Raw genomic sequence first — 22,974 nt, 5'->3', positions numbered from 1 at the left:
CCATCAGGAGGCATCATGCCGATCTTCGAGTACGAGACCCACCTGCCCTTTCACCGCGAAGACGTCTTCGACTGGTACTCCCGCCCCGGGGCCCTGGTGAGGCTGCACCCGCCCTTCGCGGGCCGCGTGCTCGAGGAGCCCAGCAACGGCCTGCAGGACGGTTCTGAATCGGTGCTCGGGATGAACCTGCCCAGCATCTTCGGCACCACACTGGCCGGGCTGGCCGACATGGCCGGGTCCGCGAGTTCGCTGCCGGTGCGCGGCTACACCAAATGGCGCGCACGGCATACAGATTTCGTGCCCGGCCGGGGCTTCGCCGATGAGATGATCTCTGGGCCCGCCAAGTCTTGGCGCCACGACCGCAGCTTCGAAGACGACGGGACCAGCATGGTGCTGCGGGAGAAGGTCACCTACGAGCTTCCCCTCATCGACAAGCTCCCCGCCGCGGTGCAGAAGGTCGCCGCTCGTCAGTTCGAGGCCGAGCTGCATCGCATCTTCGCCTTCCGGGAGCGTCAGAGCCGTGACGACCTCGCCTTCCACCAGGCCCACGGACGCCTCGCCTCACAGCAGTCGCTGGACTCGCACCACGTGCCGGAGTCTGCACCGGTGAAGGTGGTCGCGGTGAGTGGGGCCTCCGGTCTCATCGGACGGCAGGTCTGCGCTCTGCTCGGCGGTGCGGGGATCGAGGTCCGCCGCATGGTCCGCGGTTCCGCGGACTCGGTGCATCTGCAGGCCGGCGACATCGCCTGGGACCCCGACGCCGGCACGCTGGACCCGGAGTCGCTGAGGGATGTGGACGCGGTCATTCATCTGGCCGGGCACCCGCTGGCCTCCCGCTTCACCGAAGAGCACAAGAAGAAGGTGCTGGACTCCCGAGTCGACGGCACGTCGCTGATCGCCACCACGCTGGCAAGCCTGGAGACCGAAGACCCCCGCAGTCGCGTGCTGATCAGCGGATCCGCGATCGGTTACTACGGGGCGACGCCGGCCGACCGCGCCAGCCGCAGCACCATCCTGACCGAGGACTCACCGGCCGGCACCGACTTCCTCGCCGAGGTCTGCGAGAAGTGGGAAGAGAGCACCGCCCCCGCCAGGAACGCGGGCGTGCGCACTGCCATGGTCCGCACCGGAATCGTGCAGACCCCCGCCGGTGGTGCACTGGCTCAGCTGCTGCCGCTCTACACGGTGGGCGCCGGCGGTCCGCTGGGCGACAAGGAATGGCAGAGCTGGATCAGCATCGATGACATTGCCGCACTGATCGTCCACCTGGTGCTGAGCCCGCGCGCCGAGGGTCCGGTCAACGGGGTCGGTCCGGAACCGGTCACTGCCAAGCAGTACTCCAAGACCCTGGCCTCAGTCATGCGCCGACCCTCCGCGATCCCGGTGCCCGCCTTCGGACCGAAGCTGGTGCTCGGCGAGCAGGGAGCCAAGGAGATCGTCGGTGCCGATCAGCAGGTCAGCGCCGTGAAGGCGGAATCGCTGGGATATGCCTTCCGCCACCACACATTGAAAGAGGCCCTGGAACATGTGTTGGGCAGCTGAGAGGACACGGGAACGATGACATCACCTTCACAGATTCGGATGTTCGGCGCGCAGTGGTGCCGCGACTGCCGGCGCACCAAGGCGCAGCTCGACGAGCTGGAACTGGACTACGAGTACATCGACCTGGAGCAGGACCCCGCCGCGGCGAAGGTGGCCGAGGAAATCTCCGGGCGCACGCGCATCCCGGTGCTGCTTTACCCGGACGGCTCCCACCAGGTGGAGCCGACCAACGCCGACGTCGAGGCGAAGGTCAGGGAGCTTCTGCTCTCCGACTGAGTTCCCGACGGCGCGACGGCGGGTGCGCCCGACCGTCTGGCGGGTGTGCCCCACCGCCCAGCGGGCGGACCCCGCCGCGGTCAGTCGGTCAGCGCTATGTAGAGGTTCAGCGTGGAGGCGTAGATCGTCCACACCAGGTACGGGGTCAGCAGCAGCGCGGCCACCCGGGAGAGCGGCCAGAACCTGCGCATCGTCTCGATGATGGCGAGGATCAGCACCAGAATGAGCGCCAGCGCCATCCACAATGCGGCCGCGCCGAACCAGGGGTAGCCGCCGAAGAACAGCGGAGACCAGATGCTGTTCAGGACCAGCTGGACCACGAAGATGCTCAGCGCGGGACGGGCGTTGAGCCAGTGTCGCTTGCGCCAGATCAGCCACGCTCCCACGCCCATGAGCAGATACAGCACCGCCCAGACGGGACCGAAGACCGCATCCGGCGGAGTCCAGGGGGCCTTTCTGGCCTCGGCATACCAGCCGTCGACCTGCGCAGAGGTCAGCAGGCTTCCGAGCAGCCCGACTGCCTGCGGGATGACCACGAAGAGGATCAGGGCTGTGATCTGCCTGAGCGAGGAGTCCGGGCTGGACGTGGTGCCGATGTCACCCGGAGTGTCTGGACTGGCGGCGGAGGGCCTGTATGGCGTCATGATTGTGGTCCTTCCCGTACCCAACTGATCCCCTCGACCTTACACTTGGGCCCATGACCTCTACAGCCTCCGAGCAACGCCAAGCCCTGGTCACCGCCCTGCGCGGCGTGACTTCCGATGCGCCGACGCTCTGTGAAGGGTGGGCGGCCGAGGACCTCGCGCTGCACATCGTGATCCGTGATTCCCGCCCGGACCTGTTGGTCGGCCCGCAGCTGCCCCTGGTCGGGGACTGGGCGAGCAAGGCCCTGCAGAACCTGCGCAACACCGGGTATGCGGAACTGGTCAAGCGAGCGGAGGCCGGGCCCCCGCCGTACTTCCCGCAGTCCCTGCCGCCGCTGAACGACATGATGAACACCGCTGAGTTCTACATCCACACCGAAGACGTCCTGCGCGCCCAGCCGGGCTTCGATCCGAGCAGCCCGCGGGTGATCTCCGAGAAGCTGCGCAAGCGGCTATGGAAACAGGGCGCGCTCATGTTCCCGATGGCGGCACGCGGCGCAAAGCAGCGCATCACTTTCCTCAGCCCCGGATACGGGTCCAAGACTCACGGCCCGTCCGACGCCCCGAAGCGCCAGATCAAGGGCGCACCCGAGGAGCTGCTGCTCTGGGCCTTCGGCCGCGAGGAAAAGGCGCAGGTCGAGATCACCGAGATCTGAGCCCGGTCCGCGAACCAGCGACGCGGCAGTTCGCTTAGGCGAGGTCCTCTTCCGAATACCTGCGTTGGAACTCGCGCTGCCCGTGGGTGATGCGACGGACGTCCATGTTGGAGTCGAAGGTTGAACCGATGGCACCAGCGACGACCCCCATCGCGGCGCTGAGCCATGCAATGTCGAGGTAGTTGAAGATATCTACATCTTCGCCGATCAGCTCGGCCAGGAAATCTGGGTCGATGACGACCAGGGCTCCGAGGAAGATTCCCACGACCAGCGCCAGATACAGCACACCCACCGCGACGAGCAGGGTCATCACGGTGGAGCCGTTGTAGAGCATCACCACTCGTCCGGGGTGGCGGCTCGAGGGCTTGTCCCAGAGCCCGTTGGTGAAGATGAGCCACGCGGTCATGCTGAGTATCACCGCCGCGCCGATCGAGAGGAGCCGCACGGTGCTCAGGGCATCGGCCATCTCCCAGATGGAGTAGTAGAAGATCCCGAATGCGCCCATCGCCGACGCCGCGGCCAGCGCGCCCGAAAGTTTGGGCGCGGTCCGCAGCGGCTCATTGGCCACCGTCATGCCGAGAATGGTGCGTGGATCCCCGGTCATGGTGTGGGCGAAGAGACGGTGCTTATCGCCCTGATCTGTGGACCTCCATTCGGTCCATCGCTGGGTGTACTTCTCGCCCACGGGCCGGTGCTCGGCGGGGAGCAGGCGCAGAAGGCAGTCCATGAAGATCTCACGGATTCGGCGCTTGGTGGCCCAGACTCCCAGCGTCGGGAAGGAGATGATCGCAGTCCGCTTCTCGGAGTAGATCTCCGCGACCAGCGGGTTTCCCTCCTCGTAGCGCGGCACTTCCGTGAGCACCAAGACAGCATCTGCATCGAGGTGCTCGGCGTCGAGTTCACCGATCGCCGTGATGTCGAGAGTGCCGTCGGGGCTGATTCGCACGCTGCGAGTCTCCACGACCACCTCGACGTCCTTGGTCATCACATCCTTCACCTCATCGGTGAACTGGTCGGTGATTTTGTGGATACGGCGGGCGGCCACGCCCGGATCCGCTATCAACATGACGCGCAGCGGGGTATCGGAGGACGACATCTGGAGTTCTCCCTAGGTTTCCCCGCGCGGGACCGGGCCCATATCGGGAAGAGCTCCACACGAGGGTTTCCTTCGAGCGTAGCCCCGCCAGCGGTGAGGCGACAGCATTCTTCTGCACGCGGCCCGGTCACGGACCCGGAACAGACAGAGGCGTCCCGCAGAATCGAGCTGACGTGACCCGGGTCTTTGTACTGGCGCGGGTACCCGTGAATCTTCGCTGCCTATCGACCTAGATCATGGGGTCGGTCCGGGGCCAGACCTGTTTCGCGTGACGGCGACCCCGGTGATGCTCAGCGCGATCACTCCGGTCAAGACCATCAGAATGTTCCCTGCATCAAGCGTCCACCTGATCATCAGCGCGAGAGCGAACGCAGTCCAGGCGGCGATAAGCGGCATTCTGACCTTGGTCTCCATCATGTTTCTCCTGGGACGGAATATCGTCCGTGCTCCTTCCTGGATACGTGAATGAGCGAACTAGATTGAGGTCAACGTGTAAAGGACCAAGCACGAGACTCACCTCATTGGGCACCTTCGTCGATACGGGAGTGCTGGGGCTGCCTCGCCGGAGCCGTTGTGACGTCCGCCAGTCTGTGATGGACTCGAAAGCGAAAAGTACGTCCAGCGGAATTGAGACTGACGTGACCCGCATCGTAGTACTCGCCACCGGTGGCACTATCGCATCGCGCACCAGCGCCGAGGGCGGCTCCAGGGCCAGTGACACCGCGGCCGACCTGATCGAGGCCCTTCCCGAGCGGGGCTTCGGCGACTTCGGAGACGGGATCGAGCTCGAGGCGCAGGACATCTCGGTGAAGAACTCCTTCAGCTTCACCTTCGCGGACCTCTCCCGGATCGCCCATGCAGTCGCAGAGATCCTTCGCCGGGAGGACGTGGACGGCGTCGTCGTCACTCATGGCACCGACACCATGGAGGAGAGCCTCGCGCTCCTGGGCTTCACCCATGATGACCCCAGGCCGGTGGTGCTCACCGGAGCCCAGCGCAGCCCGGACCACGCGGACAGCGACGGCCCGCGCAACCTGCATGAGGCCATCCTCATCGCGGCGGCTCCGGAATCCCGAGACCAGGGGGTGCTCCTGAGCTTCGGTGGTGCGATCCACAGCGCCTTGGGCACACGTAAGGCTCACACCTTGGACATGCAGCCCTTCAGCCACTCCAGCGGGGGTGTGCTGGGCGGCGTCGTCGAGTCCAGGCCTCACTTCTTCGCCACAGCCCGACGAGTCGAGCCGCTGCCACTGCCCGATGAGTCCTTCGAGGCCCAGCGTGTGGACATGGTGCTGGGCTACCCCGGGGCCGACGGCGCCCTTCTGCGCGCCGCACTGGAGGCGGGGTCCACCGGTCTGGTGGTGCTTGGTGCAGGCGCCGGCAACCCCGGCGCGCCAATGGTGGATGTCATCCGGGAGGCCACCGCCCAGGGCGTGCTGGTGGGTCTGGGCACCCGCACCGGGGCAGGGCACGTCGCGGTGATCTATGGAGGTGGGGGAGCAGTGGACGCCGTCGCCGCCGGAGCAGTCCCGCTCGGCGCGCTGCCGGCCACCCAGGCAAGGATCCTCATGGCCCTGCTGCAGAGCACCCACCCGATCGAGGAGGCGCGCGAGTTGCTCCAGGCGCGGGTCGCCGCCGGAACCTGAGGCCCCGCTCCGCAGAGACCACCGCACACCAGGTACACCACGGAAGAGGTGCACATCATGGCGAAAGAGATCTACGTAGCACTGGGCATCGACGTCGACGCGGTCGGCGGCTGGCTGGGCTCCTACGGGGGCGAGGACTCCCCGGGCGACATCTCCCGCGGCATGTTCGCCGGGGAGGTCGGGGTGCCGCGGCTGAACAACCTGCTGGCCAAATACGATCTGCCCTCCACCTGGTTCTGGCCGGGCCACTCCATCGAGACCTTCCCGGAGCAGTTCGATCAGGTGGTCGCGGCCGGCCACGAGATCGGGGTGCACGGCTATAGCCACGAGAACCCGATCGCGATGACCCGCGAGCAGGAGACGGAGATCCTCACCTACTGCATCGATCTGATCGAGAAGCGCAGCGGTCGGCGTCCCACCGGCTATGTGGCCCCGTGGTGGGAGTTCTCCACCATCACCAATGAGCTGCTGCTGGAGCAGGGCATCAAATATGATCACTCGCTCATGCACCGGGACTTCGAGCCGTACTACGTCCGTGTAGGGGACAGCTGGGAGCACTCGAAGATCGACTACGACAAGCCGGCGAGCTCCTGGATGAAGCCGCTGGTCCGTGGGGAAGAGACCGACCTGGTGGAGATCCCGGCCTCCTGGTACCTCGATGACCTGCCGCCGATGATGTTCATCAAGTCCAGCCCCAACAGCCACGGCTTCGTGAACCCCCGCCAGCTGGAGGAGATCTGGCGCGACCAGTTCGACTGGGTCTACCGGGAGAGCGAGTACGCGGTCTTCACCATCACCATCCACCCGGACGTCTCCGGTCGCCCGCAGGTGCTGCTGATGCTGGAGCGGCTGATCGAACACATCAATTCCCATGAGGGCGTGAAGTGGGCGCAGTTCAATGACATCGCCGATGACTTTCTGCGCAGGTCACCGCGAAAGTCCACCTGACATACTGACCCTCAGACCGCCTGCACTAAGGAGACGCCGTGCCCAAGAAGGATCAGAACCCCGCCCCGCTCGATGTTGATCTGGCAGGTGTCCGCGGCCCCAAGGGAGCGAAGAAGACACCGTTCGACGGCGACCCGCGCAGTCTTTGGCGGGTGAACCAGTTCGCCTCCCCGTTCAGCCTCTCCGACGCGCCCACCCGCAAGAAGGTCGGGTTCAAGGGCAAGAAGGACGACGGCGAGGACGCGCTCGCCGACCGCGCCGAGATGCTCGCTGATCTGCAGGAGCTGATGTGGGCCCATGTGGCCTCCGCGCCGGAGGCGGAGCAGCGCGAGGTGGCCAAGGCCATCGCCGCCCGGGTGCCGCGCCGAACGCCTACGGAGAAGGCCCGCCGCGAGGAGCTGTTCTCTCCGGAGGTGGAGACTGCACTGAGCAACCTGGCCCGGGGGCCGCGTGTGCTGCTGATCCTGCAGGGCATGGACGCCGCCGGCAAGGGTGGGGTGGTGAAGCAGGTGGTCAGCTCCATGGACCCCATGGGGGTGGAGGTGGCCGGATTCGGCAAGCCCACTTCGGAGGAGAACCGCGAGCATTACCTGGAGCGGGTGATCCGTCGGCTCCCGCGCCCCGGTCACGTGGGGGTTTTCGATCGTTCCCACTACGAGGACGTGCTGGTGCCCACCATCACCGGCAGCGAGAGCCCGGAGGAGCTTGAACGCCGCACCGAAGCGCTGAAGCTGTTCGAGCTCGAGCTGGCCCGTCAGGGGTTCGTGATCATCAAGGTCATGCTCCACGTCTCCCCGGAGGAGCAGCTGGACCGGCTGGTCTCCCGGCTGGACCGGGAGGAGAAGCACTGGAAGTACGACCCCTCCGACGCCGACGCGCGCGCCCAGTTCTCGCTGTTCCAGTCCATCTACGCCTACCTGCTGGAAGCCACCGACGCCGACCACGCGCCCTGGCATGTGATCGGGGCGGATCGGAAGTGGTACTCCCGGCTCGCGGTCCAGGAGCTGCTCATCGCGGCGTTCTCGGATCTGAAGCTGCGCTGGCCAGCGGCGGACTATGACGTGGAGGCCGAACGGAAGCGACTGCTCGACTCATGATCTACAGCGGTGCGACGGTGACAGTCCAAGAGAGTTCACCGGCCATGATGATCTCCGCTGCTGCAGCGCTGGTCATTGCCGGAGCTTCGATGACGCTGTCCCTGGAATCCGAGAGCATCGTCGTGATCCTCTGCGCGTGGGTGGGGGTGGCCCTGTCGCTGGTGCTGCTGATCTGCGCTCGAGTGCATGTGAGCTCTGATCACGAGGACCTGCGTGTCCGGTCTTGGTTCCTGGGCCTGCCGCTGCTGCGTGTGCGGCTTGAAAGGGTTCTCAGAGCGCGCGTGGAGCAGGCCAAAGACCCGGGATGGGGCGGTGGAGGAGGCCTGCGCCTCACCCTCCGCGGCCGGATGCTCGCAATCCGCGGTGACCAGGTGCTCGTCCTGGAGATGAAGGACACCGGACGAGACGTTCGGATCCAGGTGCGGGAGTCCGAGAGCCTCGCTGACGAGCTGAAGCACCAGCTCCTGCTGCGGCGGGGGCGATGATGGGGGTTCAGTTCTGGGGAGAAGCAGGTGCTGCCCAATACCGGGTCCGGCGAGCCGGTCCACTCGCGATCACAGCCGCCCTCGCCCTCGCCGCAGGGCTTCTGGCCGCATGCTCGGACGAGCCGCCGGAACCGCAGAGCGTCGAAGAGGAAGTCTTGCAGTCCATGACCGACCTCCCGCAGGTCAAAGGCGCGGTGTACTCCGCCGAGGAGGACATCGTCCAGGTGACAGTCTGGGACCCGGAGGATGAGATCAGCGAGGACGCCGTTCGCGAGTACACGGAAGTCGCAGAAGAGGCGACGGGCGGCGTGGACGTCCAGATCGACGTCGAGGTCTCACACCCGCCGCAGTGATGTCGCCCCCGTCCGTTAGGCTGAGCTGCAAGATTTCGACGCCCTTTGAACACGCCCTGTGGCGCGCAGAGGATCACGACTAAGTCATCTCCTCGCCTAGATTGCTTTAGACATTTATGATTTTCATTCTGCCCGAGATTCCTGCCCTGCGAAGGAAAATATGAGTGAGTCGCCCACAGAGTCTGCTGTCCCCATCTGGCCTCACTTCTTGCCGTACGTTCTAAGGGTCCTCAACACCGGAGAAACCATCTCGCGTAGAGATCTGATCGCACGCGTCCTGGATGCGGCTGAGATCTCCCATGAGGCTCGGAAAGAGACTCTGGCGGCAGGTGACGGTCGTGCTGAGAATCGAGTTGGTTGGGCACTAACCAATCTTTACAAGGCCGGTTGGGTCGAACGCCCGCAGCGCGCGGTCTATCGCATCACCGAGACAGGACGCTCCTGGCTTGCCCAAAACCCGAGCGCGTCACTCAGCTTCAGCGAAGCCACCCAGCTGTTCAAGGACTACTGGCCGCAGACTGCGCAAGCGAGCGGCATGGGTTCGGTCCCCGCGCCCAATCCCGAGACGAACGACCTCGACCCTGTTGAACAGGTCGAATTAGGGGTCGCGCAGCTCAGAGAGAATGTCGCGGAGGAGCTGCTTCGGCGGCTCCGTGAAAGCAACCCCACCTTCTTCGAAGATGCGGTGGTGAGCGTCCTGTTGGCTATGGGCTATGGCGGTGCGGAACAGCGCGGAAAACGTATCGGGGGCACTGGAGATGGCGGTGTGGATGGGGTCATAGACCAGGATGCTCTGGGCCTGGATCAGATCTATGTCCAGGCGAAACGCTACGCCGACGGCAACTCAGTGGGTCGCGAGTCGATCCAGGCGTTCATGGGCGCACTCCATGGATTCGGGGCGCATCGCGGTGTTTTCATCACCTCGAGCAGATTTACCCAGGGGGCGCGCGACTACGCAAGCGCTGTCCCAACACGCATTGTGCTCATCGACGGGAAGCGTCTCGCAGAACTGATGATCAAATACGGCGTAGGAGTTCAGGTGAAACAGTCCTACGCGGTCGTCGAGATCGATGAAGATTTCTTCGAATAGGCCGCACGCGATAAATCGGCACCGGAGTCCGAAGAACTTCATGTCGGTGGTCACCGATATCCTTTTGCCAGCAATGGAACAGCAAAAGAAGCGGGGAGTTCGATGGTCAAACGACCCAGAATGGATGATGCCAAGGCCAGTTTCGGTAAGACTGCAGGAGACATCAGCAAGTTCGCACGAACCACGTCGGCTCAGTTTGTGGGGCAGGTCAGCGACCTCAAGGACTCCGCGGTGGGGAGCATTGAGAATCTGACGGACAAGAAGACAGATGAGTACGAGGAGGCTATCGCCGCATACAACGGCGCCTTCACCTTGATGAGCGACAAAGGGGTCTCACTTCTCCTGCAGAGAGAGCGTTCCACCGACTTGATCCAGCTCATCGAGGAACTGGTGAACAGCATCGCCAACACTCCGAAGTCCTTTGAGGTTGATCTTGCGGAGATCAAGTTTCACCGGATTACTTTTCTCGAGGCGGAGGAGTTCGGGCTGCGGGACCTCGAAGCGGCACGACAGTCGGCATACAGCAGCGGGGCCGGATTCGCCGCAGGCGCTGCAGTTGCCAGCGTGGCCCCGACTGCGGCCATGTGGGTGGCCACCACTTTCGGCACAGCTTCCACTGGGACTGCAATCTCTACCCTGTCTGGGGCAGCAGCCTCACAGTCCGCGCTGGCTTGGCTCGGAGGCGGTGCCCTGGCCGCTGGTGGTGGAGGCACGGCTGCCGGCGGAACGTTGCTCGCATTGGCTGGCCCCATTGGATGGACGATCGCAGGTGCGACCCTGCTGACATCTATTGCGCTCTTCGCCAAGAAGAAGTTTGAGAACCATGAAGCACGACAGGAGGCGCTGAAGTCGGTCAAACAGAACACGGCCTCAGTGAGGCTCATGGACGCGCAGCTCGGAGACCTCCTCCAGCGCACCGACAGCCTTCGCGAACGACTCCGGAACAGCTACAGACAGTCAGTCGGACTGTTCAACGCTGACTTTCGTGCCTTGAATGCGCAGGAACAGTCGCAGCTGGTGGCCCTGGTCAACAACACCAAAGCCTGTGCGGCGCTGCTCAGCAGCCGGATCGACCCGGAGCCGGCCCATGACGAATGAGACGGAGAACCTCGCGAAGAGCAATCAGGAACAAGCCGTCGCTGCCTGGGTCAACCACCTCAATCAGCTTCGACTGGACGCGCTGTTGAGCTCCCTCAGGCGTCAGGATACGAACCTCAGAGACGCCTTGACTAGCATCGATGAGGCAATCACGACCATTGACCTGGAAGTGGTGTTCACCAACCGCGGTGGGGTCAAGGGGATGCACGGTTTCATCGCCGAAGTTGCCGAGGTAGGTGTCGGCAATGCTCGTAGTCAGGTTCAGGGCCAGGCTGCTGTCTATCAATGGATCAACAACAACAGTCCCATTGACCTCATGCGCGATGGTGTTGGGGTTCAGCAGAAGTTCGTGGCGTCCGGCGGGCGTTTTGGACTTGGCGCAATCTCAGAGCATTTGTCGATGTACCCGGACTTCGTCGCCAACGGCGGGAAATATCAGATACCTCGTGACCACTACGAGTCCCTCCGCGCTTTGCATGATCTCCCTGCCGAGGAAGCCGGTAAATTCCTGATGCGGAGCGGGGAGGGCCCCTCGCTCAAGGACTGGCAGCGAGTGCGCGACTTCTTTGGCGACGGGTCCGTGAGCATCGATGCCCTTGAACCGTCGGCACTGGAGTACCACCAGGTACAGAGGGAGGTTTACGGATCGACCTTGGGGGCGGAGCGTGACTCTCTGCACTCCACGGACCGGTCGCTGCGCGATGAGGCCTATCAGAATAGCCGTCCCTCTCTGCGACAGGCGGGAACGGCGACTGCCGCTGCTGCCGCGGCCGAAGGAGGGGTTGCTCTAATCCTGGCATTGGCCGCCAAGCGTCGAGAGGGCAAGAAGTTCAAGGACTTCAGCGAACAGGATTGGATCAATGTTGCGGGCGTGACGGGTCTTGGTGCGGTCCAGGGTTCTGTGCGTGGTGTCAGCCTCTATGCGCTGTCGAACTTCACTGCGACTCCAGCAGCGGTGGCGAGTTCCATCGTGACCGCTGGATTCGGGATCGCCGAGCAGGCTCATCAGCTGCGCATGGGGGAGATCAACGAGCTTGAGTTCATTCAGAACGCCGAGATGATCTCGCTGAAAGCGTCCGTCAGTGCGCTGTCTTCTGTGGTCGGGCAGGTAGTCGTCCCGGTTCCGGTCCTGGGTGCAGTGATCGGCAATACGGTTGGCACTGTGATGTACCGGGCGGTCGCCGCTTCGCTGTCTGAGAGAGAAGCCGCACTGGTCGAACGCTATGCACAGGAGCAGCACGAGTTGGATGCCCAGCTGGCGTCTGAGCACCAGGAGCTTCTTGATGCTCTGGAGTCGACCCTGATGGACTACATCGATCTGCTGGAGCGAGCGTTCTCTCCAGACGTGGAGATCGCTCTACTTGGGTCAGTGGAGCTTGCTGTGGAGCTGGGTGTGGACTCAGAAGAGGTTCTGGACTCGGAGGAGAAGGTCTCTGCCTATTTCCTCGACTAGGTATCCGAGACCGTGACGCTCTTGGCCCAGTCCCGGGCCAATGAGGTGCCCCTCAGGTCCGGAAATGACCGGTCTCCGAACAGCACCTTCCGTGCGGCTGCCCGTCCGAACGGTGTCCGCAGCACCTGGAACCCAGCGCTGGCCATCAGAGGGTGCCTCACCTGCGCCAGCGCGTGGCGCATCAACAAGCGCCCGGTGAACTTTCTCCTGAGCGCTCCGCCGTCGTAGTCCCGCAATGCTTCGCGGCGTCCGGTCTGCAACGCTTCGTCGAGCGCGGCGGCCGCGTAGTCGGAGAGGCGCAGGCAGGGGTCCAGGCCTCCAGCGGTCAGGGGTGACACTGCCCCAGCGGCATCACCGACAAGCAGTCCGTCCGGTGAACTGATCCGGCGGAGCAGCCCGCCCACCGGGATCGGTCCGCCGCGGCGTTCCACCCCAGCGGGGGAGCGGTCAGCTTCTGCCAACGCGGGAGCGCGCGCCGAGAACTCGTCCAGCGTTCCGCGCACCCCGCCGTTGAAACGCTTGGAGTATCCGGCAGTCCCCACATGGGCGTGGACTCCGTCATTGATCACCCAACCGATGTAACCGGGTGCCAGCCGCGGATCCAGCACGCAATGGAAGGCAGCGGACTCCACCGGCTCGGAGACGTTGAAGACGTTTTCGGCCCCGACCAGCAGGTGAGTATTGCGGTCCAGGCCCAGGTCACGCGCCACCCGCGACCGGGCGCCGTCCGCTCCGACTACGAACCGAGCATGCACCGTCATCGGCCCGTCTTGCCCGGTCACTTCGTATCGACCATCGGAGCCACCCAGATATCTGGTCCCGAGCACCATCTCGGCGCCAGCATCCACAGCTGCCTGCGCGCCCGCCGCGTAGAGCGGGCCCATCTCACCCACACGGTACTCATCGCGCTCGCTGACCAGCTCCACGGGATCCCGCAGGCTCGGCGGGTACAAGACCACCCTGCGTATGGCGGGTCCTAGTAGGTGGTCTGGCAGGTCGTAGTCGTCCAGGGTTCGCCTCACAAAGATCCCTGTGGTCCTGATCGACGTGGTCAGGTCCCGACGTCGGTCAATGACCACCACTGAATACCCGCGCTTGGCCAGTAGCGTCGCGACGCGCAGCCCCGCGAGCCCAGCTCCGACCACGAGCACATCGGTGTGCCGCACCCGGGTGCTCATTCCTCCACCCACTCGATGAGGTCACCGGGCTGGCATTCCAGCACCTCGCACATGGCTTCTAGCGTGCTGAACCGGATCGCCTTGGCGCGGCCGTTCTTCAGCACGGCAACATTTGCCGGGGTGATCCCGACTCGTTCGGCGAACTCGCCCACGCTCATCTTCCTCTTGGCCAGCTCCACATCAATCCGCACGACGATCGGCATCAGATGACCGCTTCCATGTCGGTGCGCAGCGTGGTCGCCTGCTTCAGCAGGGCACGCATCACCACAACCACAAGGCCGACGACGGCGCCCACCGCCACCATCAAAGCGAGCACCAACGGGATCCCTGGATCAGTCGCGTTGAACCCGATGTAGAGGAACACTCCCACGAGGGTGAGCCAGGCGGCGCCGATCGCACCCAGTACCAGGTTCACCCAACGCATGGAGGTGGGGCTGAAGATGCGGTCTCTCTGGACGAGCGTGAGCAGCTGCCAGATACAGACGATGACCACCTGAACGCACAGCACCCAGAAGATCGTGATGATGGTCGCTGGCCAGCGAAGGAAAGCCATGTCGGGTGATTCTCGTGCCATGTGTGCGAACTGTCCTGGGAGGGACATCGTCTGGAATAGGAGCAAAAGCCCGAAGAGCAGGACCAGTGATGCCTTGAGGGCGGCAACAACCCAACGTTGACCTGTCATAGCTCGATCATCGATGATTATCTGTCGATAGTCAATAGGACAAGTGACGTTCGCAGGTGGATGGTCGCGTCCCTCGCGCCTCCCTGTTGTTGACAAAGTCGAGAGGCGTAACTCGTGCTGCCAGCGAACTAGATGGCGGCTTCCTCGGCTGTAGGCCAAATGAGGGTCCTCAACGCTTCTATGTTGTCCTGAGCACTCTCCTTTATATGCGTTCTATCCAAGTTTTCGAGGCATTCAGCTACGCATATCTTCGCTTTTAATTCGAGGTCTTCAGCATTGGCTGCAATGCCCAGAGAGGTGGCGGCCCGGGATAGGTTGGTAGACCATTTTGCACTCCGGTCGGCAAAGTGGCGTGGGGAAAAATTGCGTCCAAATAAGACAGAAAGTGCTCCGACGTAAGAAGATGGCTCGAATAGATCTTCCAATTCGGAGTACTTACGAGCTGTATCTCGAATCACAAAAATGTTCTCGGACGGCAGAACTTTTGTCTCAATGAGCCGCTTCGCCTCTTGCTGACCGGCTTGATCTCCGTCCAAAACCGCGATAATCCGGGAAGCCGTCGACTTTTCACGGATTATCTGACTCCGCATCCGAGTAGCGCCGTTGGTAGACTTAAATGCCACACGGCCTGTCCTAATGTCTGACTGTATCGTTGGTCTGCTTTGGCCAAGAATGTGGGTGATCACCGTCTGATCTGTGAGACCTTCGAGAAGTACAACGGTTTCTGCAGAATCTAAATTATCGTACGATTCAATTCCAATAGCGGTTCTTATTTGGTTGACATTCTTAGCAGGCTTGGCTTCATTGGTCTGTACCAGAACATTTGATCGTATTCTTTCACGATTCACAAATATCGGGTTGTGTGTTGCTAGTATTACTTGCTGTTTTGCTGATAGTTCATGGAAAAGCATTTGTAGCTCATGAACTGCTGACGCATGTAGGTGTGCCTCGGGCTCATCCACAAGAAGTATGAAACTGTGACTTTTGGACTGTTCCCTTGCGAGCTCCTGTATAAGAGCCAGAGTCACCAGGCTCTTGACACCATCACCCTTATTAGCAATAGAAGTCACCGATCCATCGTCAATTAGAACATCATCGACAGAGTCAGACCGCTCGAAGTCCGTAGTAACAACCTCTACATTCGTCACTGAAGGGAGGTACCTACTGACCGAAGTAGTGAGTTCCGAGCCGACTTCACTCACTGCGGTTTGGCGCAGTTCATTAAGGCGTCTAGTTAACTCGATATATTCGTCAGACTTTGCAATCTCGCGGATCCTTAACCGTGTCAGGTCGCTCAATAAACCCCGCGCTTGTTCGACAGTGCGTACCGCTGGAATCAGGACAAATGTCAGCCTGTCGGCTATGAACTTCGCGATCTCTTGAGCCTTCATTTTATGCTTTGCTGCACCTCGACCAGGTTTCACGACACCGAACGATGCACTGCGCCTCGAAAGGCTCATTTCGATAGGTAGCTCACCGTTGTTCGCGATTCCAGTCGCATTGAAGAATTCAGTCACTTCGTCTTCGTTGAGGCTGAACTTCAGTCTCAGCACAGTCGGATGCGTACCTGACCGGGCCTGCTTGCCGAGTGGGTAGTCATCTGCCCAGGAGTAGCCCATGCTTTCCTGGCGACGGGATGTCCCATAAGCGCGAGTGGATCGGAGTACCCATGCTGCGGCGGAGCCGGTGAGTTCTCCCTGCGCTGATAAATTGGATGGCAGAGTGCTCCAGCGTTCGATGAGGTACATTCCTAGGCCCAGAGCGCGGAGAAGATTCGACTTGCCCTCGTTGTTCGGCCCCACCAGTGTTGTCAGATCTTCGACGTCGAATTTTGTCTGCGACCCGATAGACCTGTAGTTCTTGACAGTGACTTCAACCAGTCGCAAGTGAGAGCTCCTATAAATTCAGATGAAATAAATTTTTGGTCCCAAATTCATTAGTGTCAGCATATCGTCCACAATCTGCCTGCACTAGCTATCACCACCGCCAAACTCTCAGGTGTAGGATGCAAAAAAGCGGAATTCTATGAGGTTGTTGGACCGATCTGCGTTCAATCCAAGGGATTGGTCTGCGGTTCGTCTGGTTGAGGGTCGACGTTCGTTGGTGTTTAACAAGGACTCGGTAAGTGGTTTCTTTTGCATTCTTTCGAATCCGAGAGGTTCGAAAGTCTAAGTTTTCACGTACATTTTCTCCAAATTTTCGGAAAAGAGTGTGTCTCTAACGACTTGACAAGCTATTCAAGCAGTATTCAAATTTTAGAGTTCATGGTGAAGCCAGTACGCCATTGTAACCGTTCTACAGTTGCGCCCCCTTACCCAATTCGAGTGGCGTCCGCGAGGGCATCGAGCAACCCGACATCGACCAGCAGACGCACACGTTCAGCGTCTGGGAGGTCTCGGAGGCGCTTGATGATCTCGTCCGTCTGAGTCTCGTGGCTCCACAGCGCGTCTTCGGAGACGTCCACGAGGGTGGGGGAGTAGAGGAAGTCCTGGGTGGAGTTGTTGCGGTACTGCTGCTGCAACGTGGAATCTCCTGCGATCTGATTCGCCAGCAACCGCAGTGACCCGACCTTGTACTCATCCGTGGCTTCGAGGTCCCCGAGGTATTGGTTGACCTTCTCGATGACCGCGTCCATCGCCGCGCGTTCCTTCTCGGACGCTCGGTTCATCCCCGCCTCCGTGAGCCCCTGCAGTCCCTTCGGCTCACCGGTCGTGAGGTCCAGGGTCTCCTCGCGGATCTTCTCGAGCTTGTAGTGGGTGAGCACCACATCCGAGATATCGACCGCTGCGGGGTTGGTCTCCTCCTCGGTGAAGTCCTTGAGCAACCGGGCGAGGAGTCCACTGAAGGGGGAGAGCTTCTCGTAAGTCGGGTCCCCGTAGTCCAAGATCTGGGAGAAGAACGAATACGCCTTCGGGTACTGAGTCAGCGTCGCCCGGAACTCGACCAGACGCTCAATGGTGGGGGTGTCTTCTTCGCGGATGGCCTGATCCCACCGGTGAGCAAATCGCTCCTTCGCTGGCTGCAGAGAGGCGTAGACAGCATTGTGCCGGTCAGATTTGGAGCGCCATTCCCGCCAGAATAGGTCGACCTCGGACTGGGTGAAGATGTTCTCGTTCTCCAGCTTGGTCCGCAGATCACCAATCAGCTCAGGATCGGATTCCGTCTCGACCTGGGCGTCTTCGTAGTACTCCCGGAACGCCGCCAAGATCTGATCGGGTTCGTTCACGAAGTCCAACACAAACGTGTTGTTCTTCCCCGACGCACGACGATTCAACCGAGACAATGTCTGCACCGCGGAGATGCCGGAGAGCTTCTTATCCACATACATGGCCACCAGCAGGGGCTGGTCGAACCCAGTCTGGTACTTATTCGCCACGATCAGCACATGCTGACCTTCCTGGTCGAACACGCTGGCCAGGTCACGACCACGCAATGCGGGGTTCGCGGAAGCCTCCGTCACGGTGGGCCGGTCTGCCTCATTGAGCACTTCCACGTCCGGGTCCGGGACATCCCCAGAAAACGCCACCAATGACTGGAGGTCTAACTGCCGGCGTTCGACCTCGCGTTCGAAGGCCCGGTGGTACTGCACCGCGGCCGCACGGGACCCGGTGACCACCATCGCTTTGGCCCTGCCCCCGAGTTCGGGGCGGACGACGCGCTGGTAGTGCTCGACGATCTCGCGGACCTTCGACGCCACGTTGGTCGGGTGCAACTCCACATGGGCTATCAGAGCTTTCGCGCCTCGCCGCAGATCGATCTCCTCACCCTCGTGCCCCCGGGGAGGTCGTTCGCCTCCGGCTCTTTGGGCGATACGGGCGGCAACCTCGTAGCTTGTGTAATTCTGCAGCACATCCAGGATGAAGCCCTCTTCAATGGCCTGCTTCATCGGATACAAGTCGAAGGGTCTCAGCTCGCCGATGTGGTCACGGCGCCCAAACATCTTGAGGGTCTTCTCTTTGGGCGTCGCGGTGAAGGCGAAGAAACTGATCCGCCCATCCGCGTCGACCTGCGCGGCCATACGATTCAGCACATCCTGATCCACCCCCACATCCTCAGGACCCCCCGCCTCAGCATCGTCGGCGTGAGTGTAGAGAAGCTCTTTCAAGGAACTGGCAGCGTCACCGGTCTGAGAGGAATGGGCCTCATCCGCGATGACGGCGAATCGACGCCCGGCGATCTTGCCACCCTCGTCCTGGACCCGCTTCAGCGCATAGGGGAACGTTTGCAGCGTCAGACCAATGATCGGAGTATCCGCCGCCAAGGCTTCCAGGACCTGGTCGGTCTTGGAGCCTTCTGATCCGCTGGTGATCGCTTGGAACGTGCCCGTGGTGGTGGTGAGTTGGTTCACCGCATCTTGGAGCTGCTTGTCCAGCACCTGTCGGTCAGAGATCACCAGGACGTTGTCGAAGACCTTCTCACCGTGCTCGGTGTGGAGTGAAGCCAGCCGGTGGGCCGTCCAGGCGATGGAGTCGGTCTTGCCTGAGCCGGCGGAGTGCTGGATCAGGTACTTATGCCCCGGTCCTTCCTCTCGGGCGGCTTCGGTGAGGGCTGTGACGGCGCGCCACTGGTGGTAGCGGGGGAACCGGACCTGGGACTTCTCTGTGACTTCCCCGGTGATGGGGTCTGTGCGGCGTTCATGGTTGATGTAGATGAACTTGGTCAAGATGTTCAGCCACGTATCCGGGGCGAGGATCTCTTCCCAGAAGTACGCGGTCGGGGCCTTGCCCGGGATGGAGGGGTTACCCTCGCCGTTGTTGTGCCCGCGGTTGAACGGCAGGAACGTGGTTGCGTTGCCTTCGAGGTGGGTGGTCATTGCCACTTCGGTTTCGGACACCGCGAAGTGCACCAGCGGGCCGCGCCCGACCGTCAGCAGCGGCTCACCCTTGGGGCGTCGGTCCTTCTTGTACTGCTGCTTCGCCGCTTCCAGAGCTTGGGTCATCTCAGTCTTCAGCTCGATCGTCGCGACGGGTATCCCGTTGACGAACAGCACGAAGTCCAGGCTCGCGCCGCTCCTGGACGAGTACCGGACCTCTCGGACCACGCGCAGCCGATTCAGTCGATACTTCTCAACAAGGGCGGGGTTTCGGTCATCGGCCGGCGGGAATTGCATCAACGTGAAATCACGGGCCCCGGGGAGTCGCAGCTTCCCGCGCAGGGTCTTTAGTGTGCCGCCACCCTGCGACTCATCAGTGCTGAGCTGTTTGGCAACGCGGTCCAGAATCCGGCGGCGTCCGCGCTCCTGGGCAGCCTCGTCGGCGGACGGTGGAACGATGCGAGCGAAGTTCTCCGGGTCAGAGTCCTCCAACCACCCCAGGAGATCCTCCGGGAACAGCGCACGTTCGACGTCAAAGTCAACCGAGTTGTCAGACCGCAGCCACCCCTGTGACTCTAAGTGGTCCGCGATTAGCTGCTGGAAGCCCTTTTCCTGATGCGTAGAACTCATACGGTCTCTAGAACCTCATCTTCCAGCTGCTCGGCGACAGGTCTGTGTCGCTGGGTAACGTCAATCTGTCCGGTCACCGCCGAGGCAATTAGAGCTGCGCGACGTTCTTGGGACAACGCGATCGCCTTCTTTGCGTCACTGATCGCTTCGTGAAGCGCAGTGCACTCAGCGTCCAGAGACTCCACAATCGCGTGCTGAGTACCGATGTCCCAGTGAGGAACTTGAAAGCCTTTGACCAAGGTGGAGTTAGTAGACGCGAGGTTTGTGGACTGCTTGGCTGTGACATCGAAGTAGTAACGGGCAGTGCTCGACTCAAGGACGTAGACGAGATACGCCGCCGAGAGACGTGCGTTGGGAGTGAATGCGAACACGTGATTCTGGTGCAGCATGCCTTCGATCTCACCTTTCCAAAGGGCGCCGCGACCCAGTTTGTCCCGGTCTCCTCCTTCCGTCATTAGGACATCACCGGCGAGAAGTCGATTGCTCTCAGCTACATTTTTCGGAACCTCGGCAGTGGCTATGTCATCGAGGTCGATATGGTCAGTCTGCACGTTGGCAACTCGTAAATAAGGGTAGACCTCCGTCTCCTGGTCGTACTTGGCCCCAAGGGTGATGCCGGATCGAAGTCGGCCCAGATGTTTCAGGGGAGTCCTCGTACTACCGGACGCCATCAAGCGTGAATCGATGGCGGAGAGACGTCGCTCATTGAGCAACTCAATGAGTGCCATCTGATCTGAAATGAACACATCGATTTCGGCGGTCTCATGGTCGAGATAGTCGGCAATCGCGGTTTGCTCATTCTTCGGGGGCAGCGGGAGCCTGAAACTAGTGAGCATCGGTCGTCGAAGGGAGTCGACTGTCGACTTCGCAGTGTTGCCCTTAAGCGAGGACTTGAACAGGCTTCTCATCGCGTAGTAGAGGTATCTTCCCGCCAGGTTTTTGCCAGGTTCAAGAACGTAGACACGTTGGTGGGCCGCAAATTTTCCCTTGTAGTGGTGAAAGATCTCTCCCACATTCCCGTCGCCAGCAGTGAGTACCGCTTCGGTGTCATGGGTGAAATGCGTGAGTGAGCGGATATCGGCGGAGCGCACGAAAAACGGATACGCACCCTCGTTTGCATCTTGTACATCGGCAGACCCCGTACTGACGTGCGCAATGTGTCCAAGTTGCGCCATGGGCCAGCGCGGAACTTCTTGAGCAACTGCCGCGTCAACGGTCTTGCTCATGCCTTGACCTGCTCGAGGCGGGTGCGGATACGGCCGAGCACTTCTTCGAGATCGCGGTCGATCTCGTTTAAAGGACGCGGGGGCACGTACCTGTAGAAGTGTCGAGCGAAGGGGATCTCGGTGCCTTCTTTGGTCTTGGTTTCGTCGATCCAAGCGTCCGGCACGAAGGGCTTCACCTCACGCTCCAGATAGTCATGGATTCCCTGATCCCAGGGCACATTCTCGGTGTCCCGCAGAGCCGAGTCCGATTCGGGGGTGCCATCGCGTTTCGTCACGAGTTCCCCGTCGTCGTCGTGGTCGCCGAGCTCACCGAGCAGCGCCTTTAGTTCGGCAGGCTTAAGTGCGATCCCGGCTTTATCGAGGCGTTGTTTTAGGTCCCGCTGAAATACGGCGCGCTGAGTGCTCACCTGATCGCCAGTCTCAATGCTCGCACGCTCCAGGTCGTGGCGAAGGCGGGCTTGTGTGGCTTCAGGTAGCTTAGTGATCGGGTTAGCCGCCAACGCCCGCTCAACACGTTCAGCGGAAAAGGCGTAGTTCAGACGCAGCGGGCGCTCGACAGTGATGGTGCGGTAGTAGAAGTCTTCGTTGGCAAAGATCTTGGAACGCTTGGTCTCTGCGAAGTTGGCGTAGAGCTGAGCAATGGTCTTGATGTCCTCGGCGCCGAGCATCTTGCGTTTCGATCCGACCGACTTGCGCATCTTGGTGAACATCTCGGTGGCGTCGATCAGTTGCACCTTGCGCTTGCGGTGCGTGGGCTTCTCCTTGTTGAGCACCCAGATGTAGGTGGAGATGCCGGTGTTGTAGAACATGTCGGTCGGCAGTCCGACGATGGCTTCGAGGTAGTCGTTGTCCAGCACCCATTTTCGGATGTTCGACTCCCCGGACCCGGCACCGCCAGTGAATAGGGGTGAACCGTTCAGAACGATCGCGCCACGTCCACCGCTACTTGCAGGGTCGGCTTTAGGTTCGCGGAGCTTGCTGATCAGGTGCATCAGGAATAACAGCGAGCCGTCGGAGACGCGGGGGAGCCCGGGTCCGAATCGTCCGTCGTAGCCTTGGATCTTGTGTTCGGTCTCGACCTGGGTGCGCCTCGTTTTCCAGTCCACGCCGAAGGGTGGGTTGGAGAGCCCGTAGTGGAAGGTGCGGTCTCGGAACGCTGGGTTGGTCAGGGTGTCGCCCAGGACGATGTTGTCGATGCTCTGACCTTTCACCACCATGTCTGCTTTGCAGATGGCGTAGGAGGCTGGGTTCAGTTCCTGGCCCAGCAGGTTGACGGACGCGTCGGGGTTGATGGCTTTGATCTTGTCGTCAGCGACCGAGAGCATGCCGCCGGTGCCGGCTGTGGGGTCATAGACGTCGCGCACGATGCCTGGGGCTTTGAGGTCTTCTTCGGTGTTCAACAACAGCGTGACCATCAGGTCGATGACCTCACGGGGGGTGAAGTGCTCTCCTGCCGTCTCGTTGGAAGCTTCCGCGAACTTCCGGATCAGTTCTTCGAAGATGTGCCCCATCTGGTCATTACTCACCCGGTCAGGGTGCAGATCGGTCTTGGCAAAGTGCTGAAGCACCTGCAGCAGGAGGTAGTGACGGGCGAGGTCGATGATGGTGTCTTCAAACTTGTACTGCTCGAAAATGTCCCGGACGTTCTCGGAAAAGCCGTTGATGTAACCGCGGAGGTTCTCTTCGATGTTGTCAGCATCGCCCCGCAGCGTCTTCAGGGTGTGCTGGGACCGGTTGTAGAAGCTGTAGTGGTGACCTGCCCTGGACCGGAGCATCCCGCGGGAAGGCTCCTGGTCGGGTTCGAGGTCCTTCACCGCGGCGAGAACCGCGTCCTTGGTTGGAGCGAGCACAGCGTCGAGTCGGGCGAGCACGGTGAAGGGAAGAATGACGTCGCCGTACTGGTGCTGTTTGTGGGCTCCGCGGAGGGTATCGGCGACAGACCAAATGAATTGCGCGTGATTAAACACGGAGATTTTCCCCTACTGCTTGCTCGGAATGCTTGCCTTCCACTCACCGTAGTCGAAAACGGGGCAGAAACTTGGTCCATCCGTCGCTCGAGAA

21 protein-coding genes are annotated in these 22,974 nt (G+C 61.5%); 11 read left to right on the top strand and 10 right to left on the bottom strand.

Going from position 1 to position 22,974, the window contains the following annotated elements; translation table 11 throughout:
• Positions 1-15 precede the first annotated feature (15 nt).
• Together IY716_RS04355 and IY716_RS04350 are read left to right on the top strand one after the other, a co-directional pair.
• Positions 16-1,542: a TIGR01777 family oxidoreductase gene (locus IY716_RS04355; RefSeq protein WP_218220362.1), complete on the top strand. Its 1,527-nt coding sequence runs from the start codon at positions 16-18 to the stop codon at positions 1,540-1,542.
• Positions 1,543-1,557: 15 nt separating this feature from the next.
• Positions 1,558-1,818 carry a glutaredoxin domain-containing protein gene (locus tag IY716_RS04350; protein WP_218220361.1) on the top strand — a complete coding sequence of 87 codons (261 nt, stop codon included), beginning with the start codon at positions 1,558-1,560 and terminating at the stop codon, positions 1,816-1,818.
• A gap of 80 nt (positions 1,819-1,898) precedes the next feature.
• On the opposite strand, the gene IY716_RS04345 is transcribed toward IY716_RS04350, so the two are convergent.
• Positions 1,899-2,462, bottom strand: coding sequence for a TspO/MBR family protein (locus IY716_RS04345; RefSeq protein ID WP_218220360.1), 564 nt, complete (start codon positions 2,460-2,462; stop codon positions 1,899-1,901).
• 53 nt (positions 2,463-2,515) lie between these two features.
• Here IY716_RS04345 and IY716_RS04340 point away from each other — a divergent pair, with 53 nt between their 5' ends.
• Complete coding sequence (locus tag IY716_RS04340; protein ID WP_218220359.1) at positions 2,516-3,118, top strand: TIGR03085 family metal-binding protein; 603 nt, start codon at positions 2,516-2,518, stop codon at positions 3,116-3,118.
• A gap of 34 nt (positions 3,119-3,152) precedes the next feature.
• Here IY716_RS04340 and IY716_RS04335 read toward each other — a convergent pair whose 3' ends face one another.
• Both IY716_RS04335 and IY716_RS04330 read right to left on the bottom strand, forming a co-directional pair.
• Entirely contained in the window at positions 3,153-4,214 is a 1,062-nt protein-coding gene (locus tag IY716_RS04335; RefSeq protein ID WP_218220358.1) for a hypothetical protein, read from the bottom strand.
• Between the two features lie 234 nt (positions 4,215-4,448).
• Positions 4,449-4,631 carry a hypothetical protein gene (locus tag IY716_RS04330; protein WP_218220357.1) on the bottom strand — a complete coding sequence of 61 codons (183 nt, stop codon included), beginning with the start codon at positions 4,629-4,631 and terminating at the stop codon, positions 4,449-4,451.
• 221 nt (positions 4,632-4,852) lie between these two features.
• Between IY716_RS04330 and IY716_RS04325 the strand changes: the two genes are divergently transcribed.
• From IY716_RS04325 to IY716_RS04290, 8 genes are all read left to right on the top strand, one after another.
• Positions 4,853-5,860, top strand: coding sequence for an asparaginase (locus IY716_RS04325; RefSeq protein ID WP_218220356.1), 1,008 nt, complete (start codon positions 4,853-4,855; stop codon positions 5,858-5,860).
• A 57-nt stretch (positions 5,861-5,917) separates the two neighbouring features.
• Positions 5,918-6,808, top strand: coding sequence for a polysaccharide deacetylase (locus IY716_RS04320; RefSeq protein WP_218220355.1), 891 nt, complete (start codon positions 5,918-5,920; stop codon positions 6,806-6,808).
• 38 nt (positions 6,809-6,846) lie between these two features.
• Positions 6,847-7,905, top strand: a complete 1,059-nt coding sequence (locus IY716_RS04315) for a PPK2 family polyphosphate kinase (protein WP_218220354.1) — start codon at positions 6,847-6,849, stop codon at positions 7,903-7,905.
• Positions 7,906-7,949: 44 nt separating this feature from the next.
• Positions 7,950-8,390: a hypothetical protein gene (locus IY716_RS04310; RefSeq protein WP_218220353.1), complete on the top strand. Its 441-nt coding sequence runs from the start codon at positions 7,950-7,952 to the stop codon at positions 8,388-8,390.
• 164 nt (positions 8,391-8,554) lie between these two features.
• Positions 8,555-8,743, top strand: a complete 189-nt coding sequence (locus IY716_RS04305; protein WP_218220352.1) for a hypothetical protein — start codon at positions 8,555-8,557, stop codon at positions 8,741-8,743.
• A 160-nt stretch (positions 8,744-8,903) separates the two neighbouring features.
• Positions 8,904-9,833 carry a restriction endonuclease gene (locus IY716_RS04300; protein ID WP_218220351.1) on the top strand — a complete coding sequence of 310 codons (930 nt, stop codon included), beginning with the start codon at positions 8,904-8,906 and terminating at the stop codon, positions 9,831-9,833.
• A 102-nt stretch (positions 9,834-9,935) separates the two neighbouring features.
• The gene (locus IY716_RS04295) at positions 9,936-10,931 is read left to right on the top strand and encodes a hypothetical protein (RefSeq protein WP_218220350.1); all 996 of its coding nucleotides are present in this window, start codon (positions 9,936-9,938) and stop codon (positions 10,929-10,931) included.
• The gene (locus IY716_RS04290) at positions 10,921-12,384 is read left to right on the top strand and encodes a hypothetical protein (RefSeq protein WP_218220349.1); all 1,464 of its coding nucleotides are present in this window, start codon (positions 10,921-10,923) and stop codon (positions 12,382-12,384) included. Before IY716_RS04295 ends, IY716_RS04290 begins: the two co-directional genes overlap by 11 nt.
• On the opposite strand, the gene IY716_RS04285 is transcribed toward IY716_RS04290, so the two are convergent.
• The 7 genes from IY716_RS04285 to IY716_RS04255 form a co-directional block, all read right to left on the bottom strand.
• Positions 12,381-13,562 carry an NAD(P)/FAD-dependent oxidoreductase gene (locus IY716_RS04285; RefSeq protein ID WP_218220348.1) on the bottom strand — a complete coding sequence of 394 codons (1,182 nt, stop codon included), beginning with the start codon at positions 13,560-13,562 and terminating at the stop codon, positions 12,381-12,383. The genes IY716_RS04290 and IY716_RS04285 overlap by 4 nt on opposite strands.
• A complete protein-coding gene (locus IY716_RS04280; protein WP_192590900.1) occupies positions 13,559-13,765 on the bottom strand; it encodes a helix-turn-helix transcriptional regulator in 207 nt (68 codons plus the stop codon). Before IY716_RS04280 ends, IY716_RS04285 begins: the two co-directional genes overlap by 4 nt.
• Positions 13,765-14,136 carry a DUF2975 domain-containing protein gene (locus tag IY716_RS04275; protein ID WP_255316425.1) on the bottom strand — a complete coding sequence of 124 codons (372 nt, stop codon included), beginning with the start codon at positions 14,134-14,136 and terminating at the stop codon, positions 13,765-13,767. The genes IY716_RS04280 and IY716_RS04275 overlap by 1 nt, the downstream gene beginning before the upstream one ends.
• A 236-nt stretch (positions 14,137-14,372) precedes the next feature.
• Positions 14,373-16,130 carry an ATP-dependent endonuclease gene (locus IY716_RS04270; RefSeq protein ID WP_218220346.1) on the bottom strand — a complete coding sequence of 586 codons (1,758 nt, stop codon included), beginning with the start codon at positions 16,128-16,130 and terminating at the stop codon, positions 14,373-14,375.
• Positions 16,131-16,555: 425 nt separating this feature from the next.
• Positions 16,556-19,687, bottom strand: a complete 3,132-nt coding sequence (locus IY716_RS04265) for a type I restriction endonuclease subunit R (protein ID WP_218220345.1) — start codon at positions 19,685-19,687, stop codon at positions 16,556-16,558.
• The gene (locus IY716_RS04260) at positions 19,684-20,913 is read right to left on the bottom strand and encodes a restriction endonuclease subunit S (RefSeq protein ID WP_218220344.1); all 1,230 of its coding nucleotides are present in this window, start codon (positions 20,911-20,913) and stop codon (positions 19,684-19,686) included. Before IY716_RS04260 ends, IY716_RS04265 begins: the two co-directional genes overlap by 4 nt.
• On the bottom strand, positions 20,910-22,880 hold the full coding sequence (locus IY716_RS04255; RefSeq protein ID WP_218220343.1) for a class I SAM-dependent DNA methyltransferase: 1,971 nt from the start codon (positions 22,878-22,880) through the stop codon (positions 20,910-20,912). Before IY716_RS04255 ends, IY716_RS04260 begins: the two co-directional genes overlap by 4 nt.
• Between the last annotated feature and the right edge of the window lie 94 nt (positions 22,881-22,974).

Origin of the sequence: Nesterenkonia sp. Act20, assembly GCF_019173455.1 — a bacterium.
Taxonomy (GTDB): domain Bacteria; phylum Actinomycetota; class Actinomycetes; order Actinomycetales; family Micrococcaceae; genus Nesterenkonia.
This window is presented reverse-complemented; position numbering and strand designations above follow the sequence as displayed.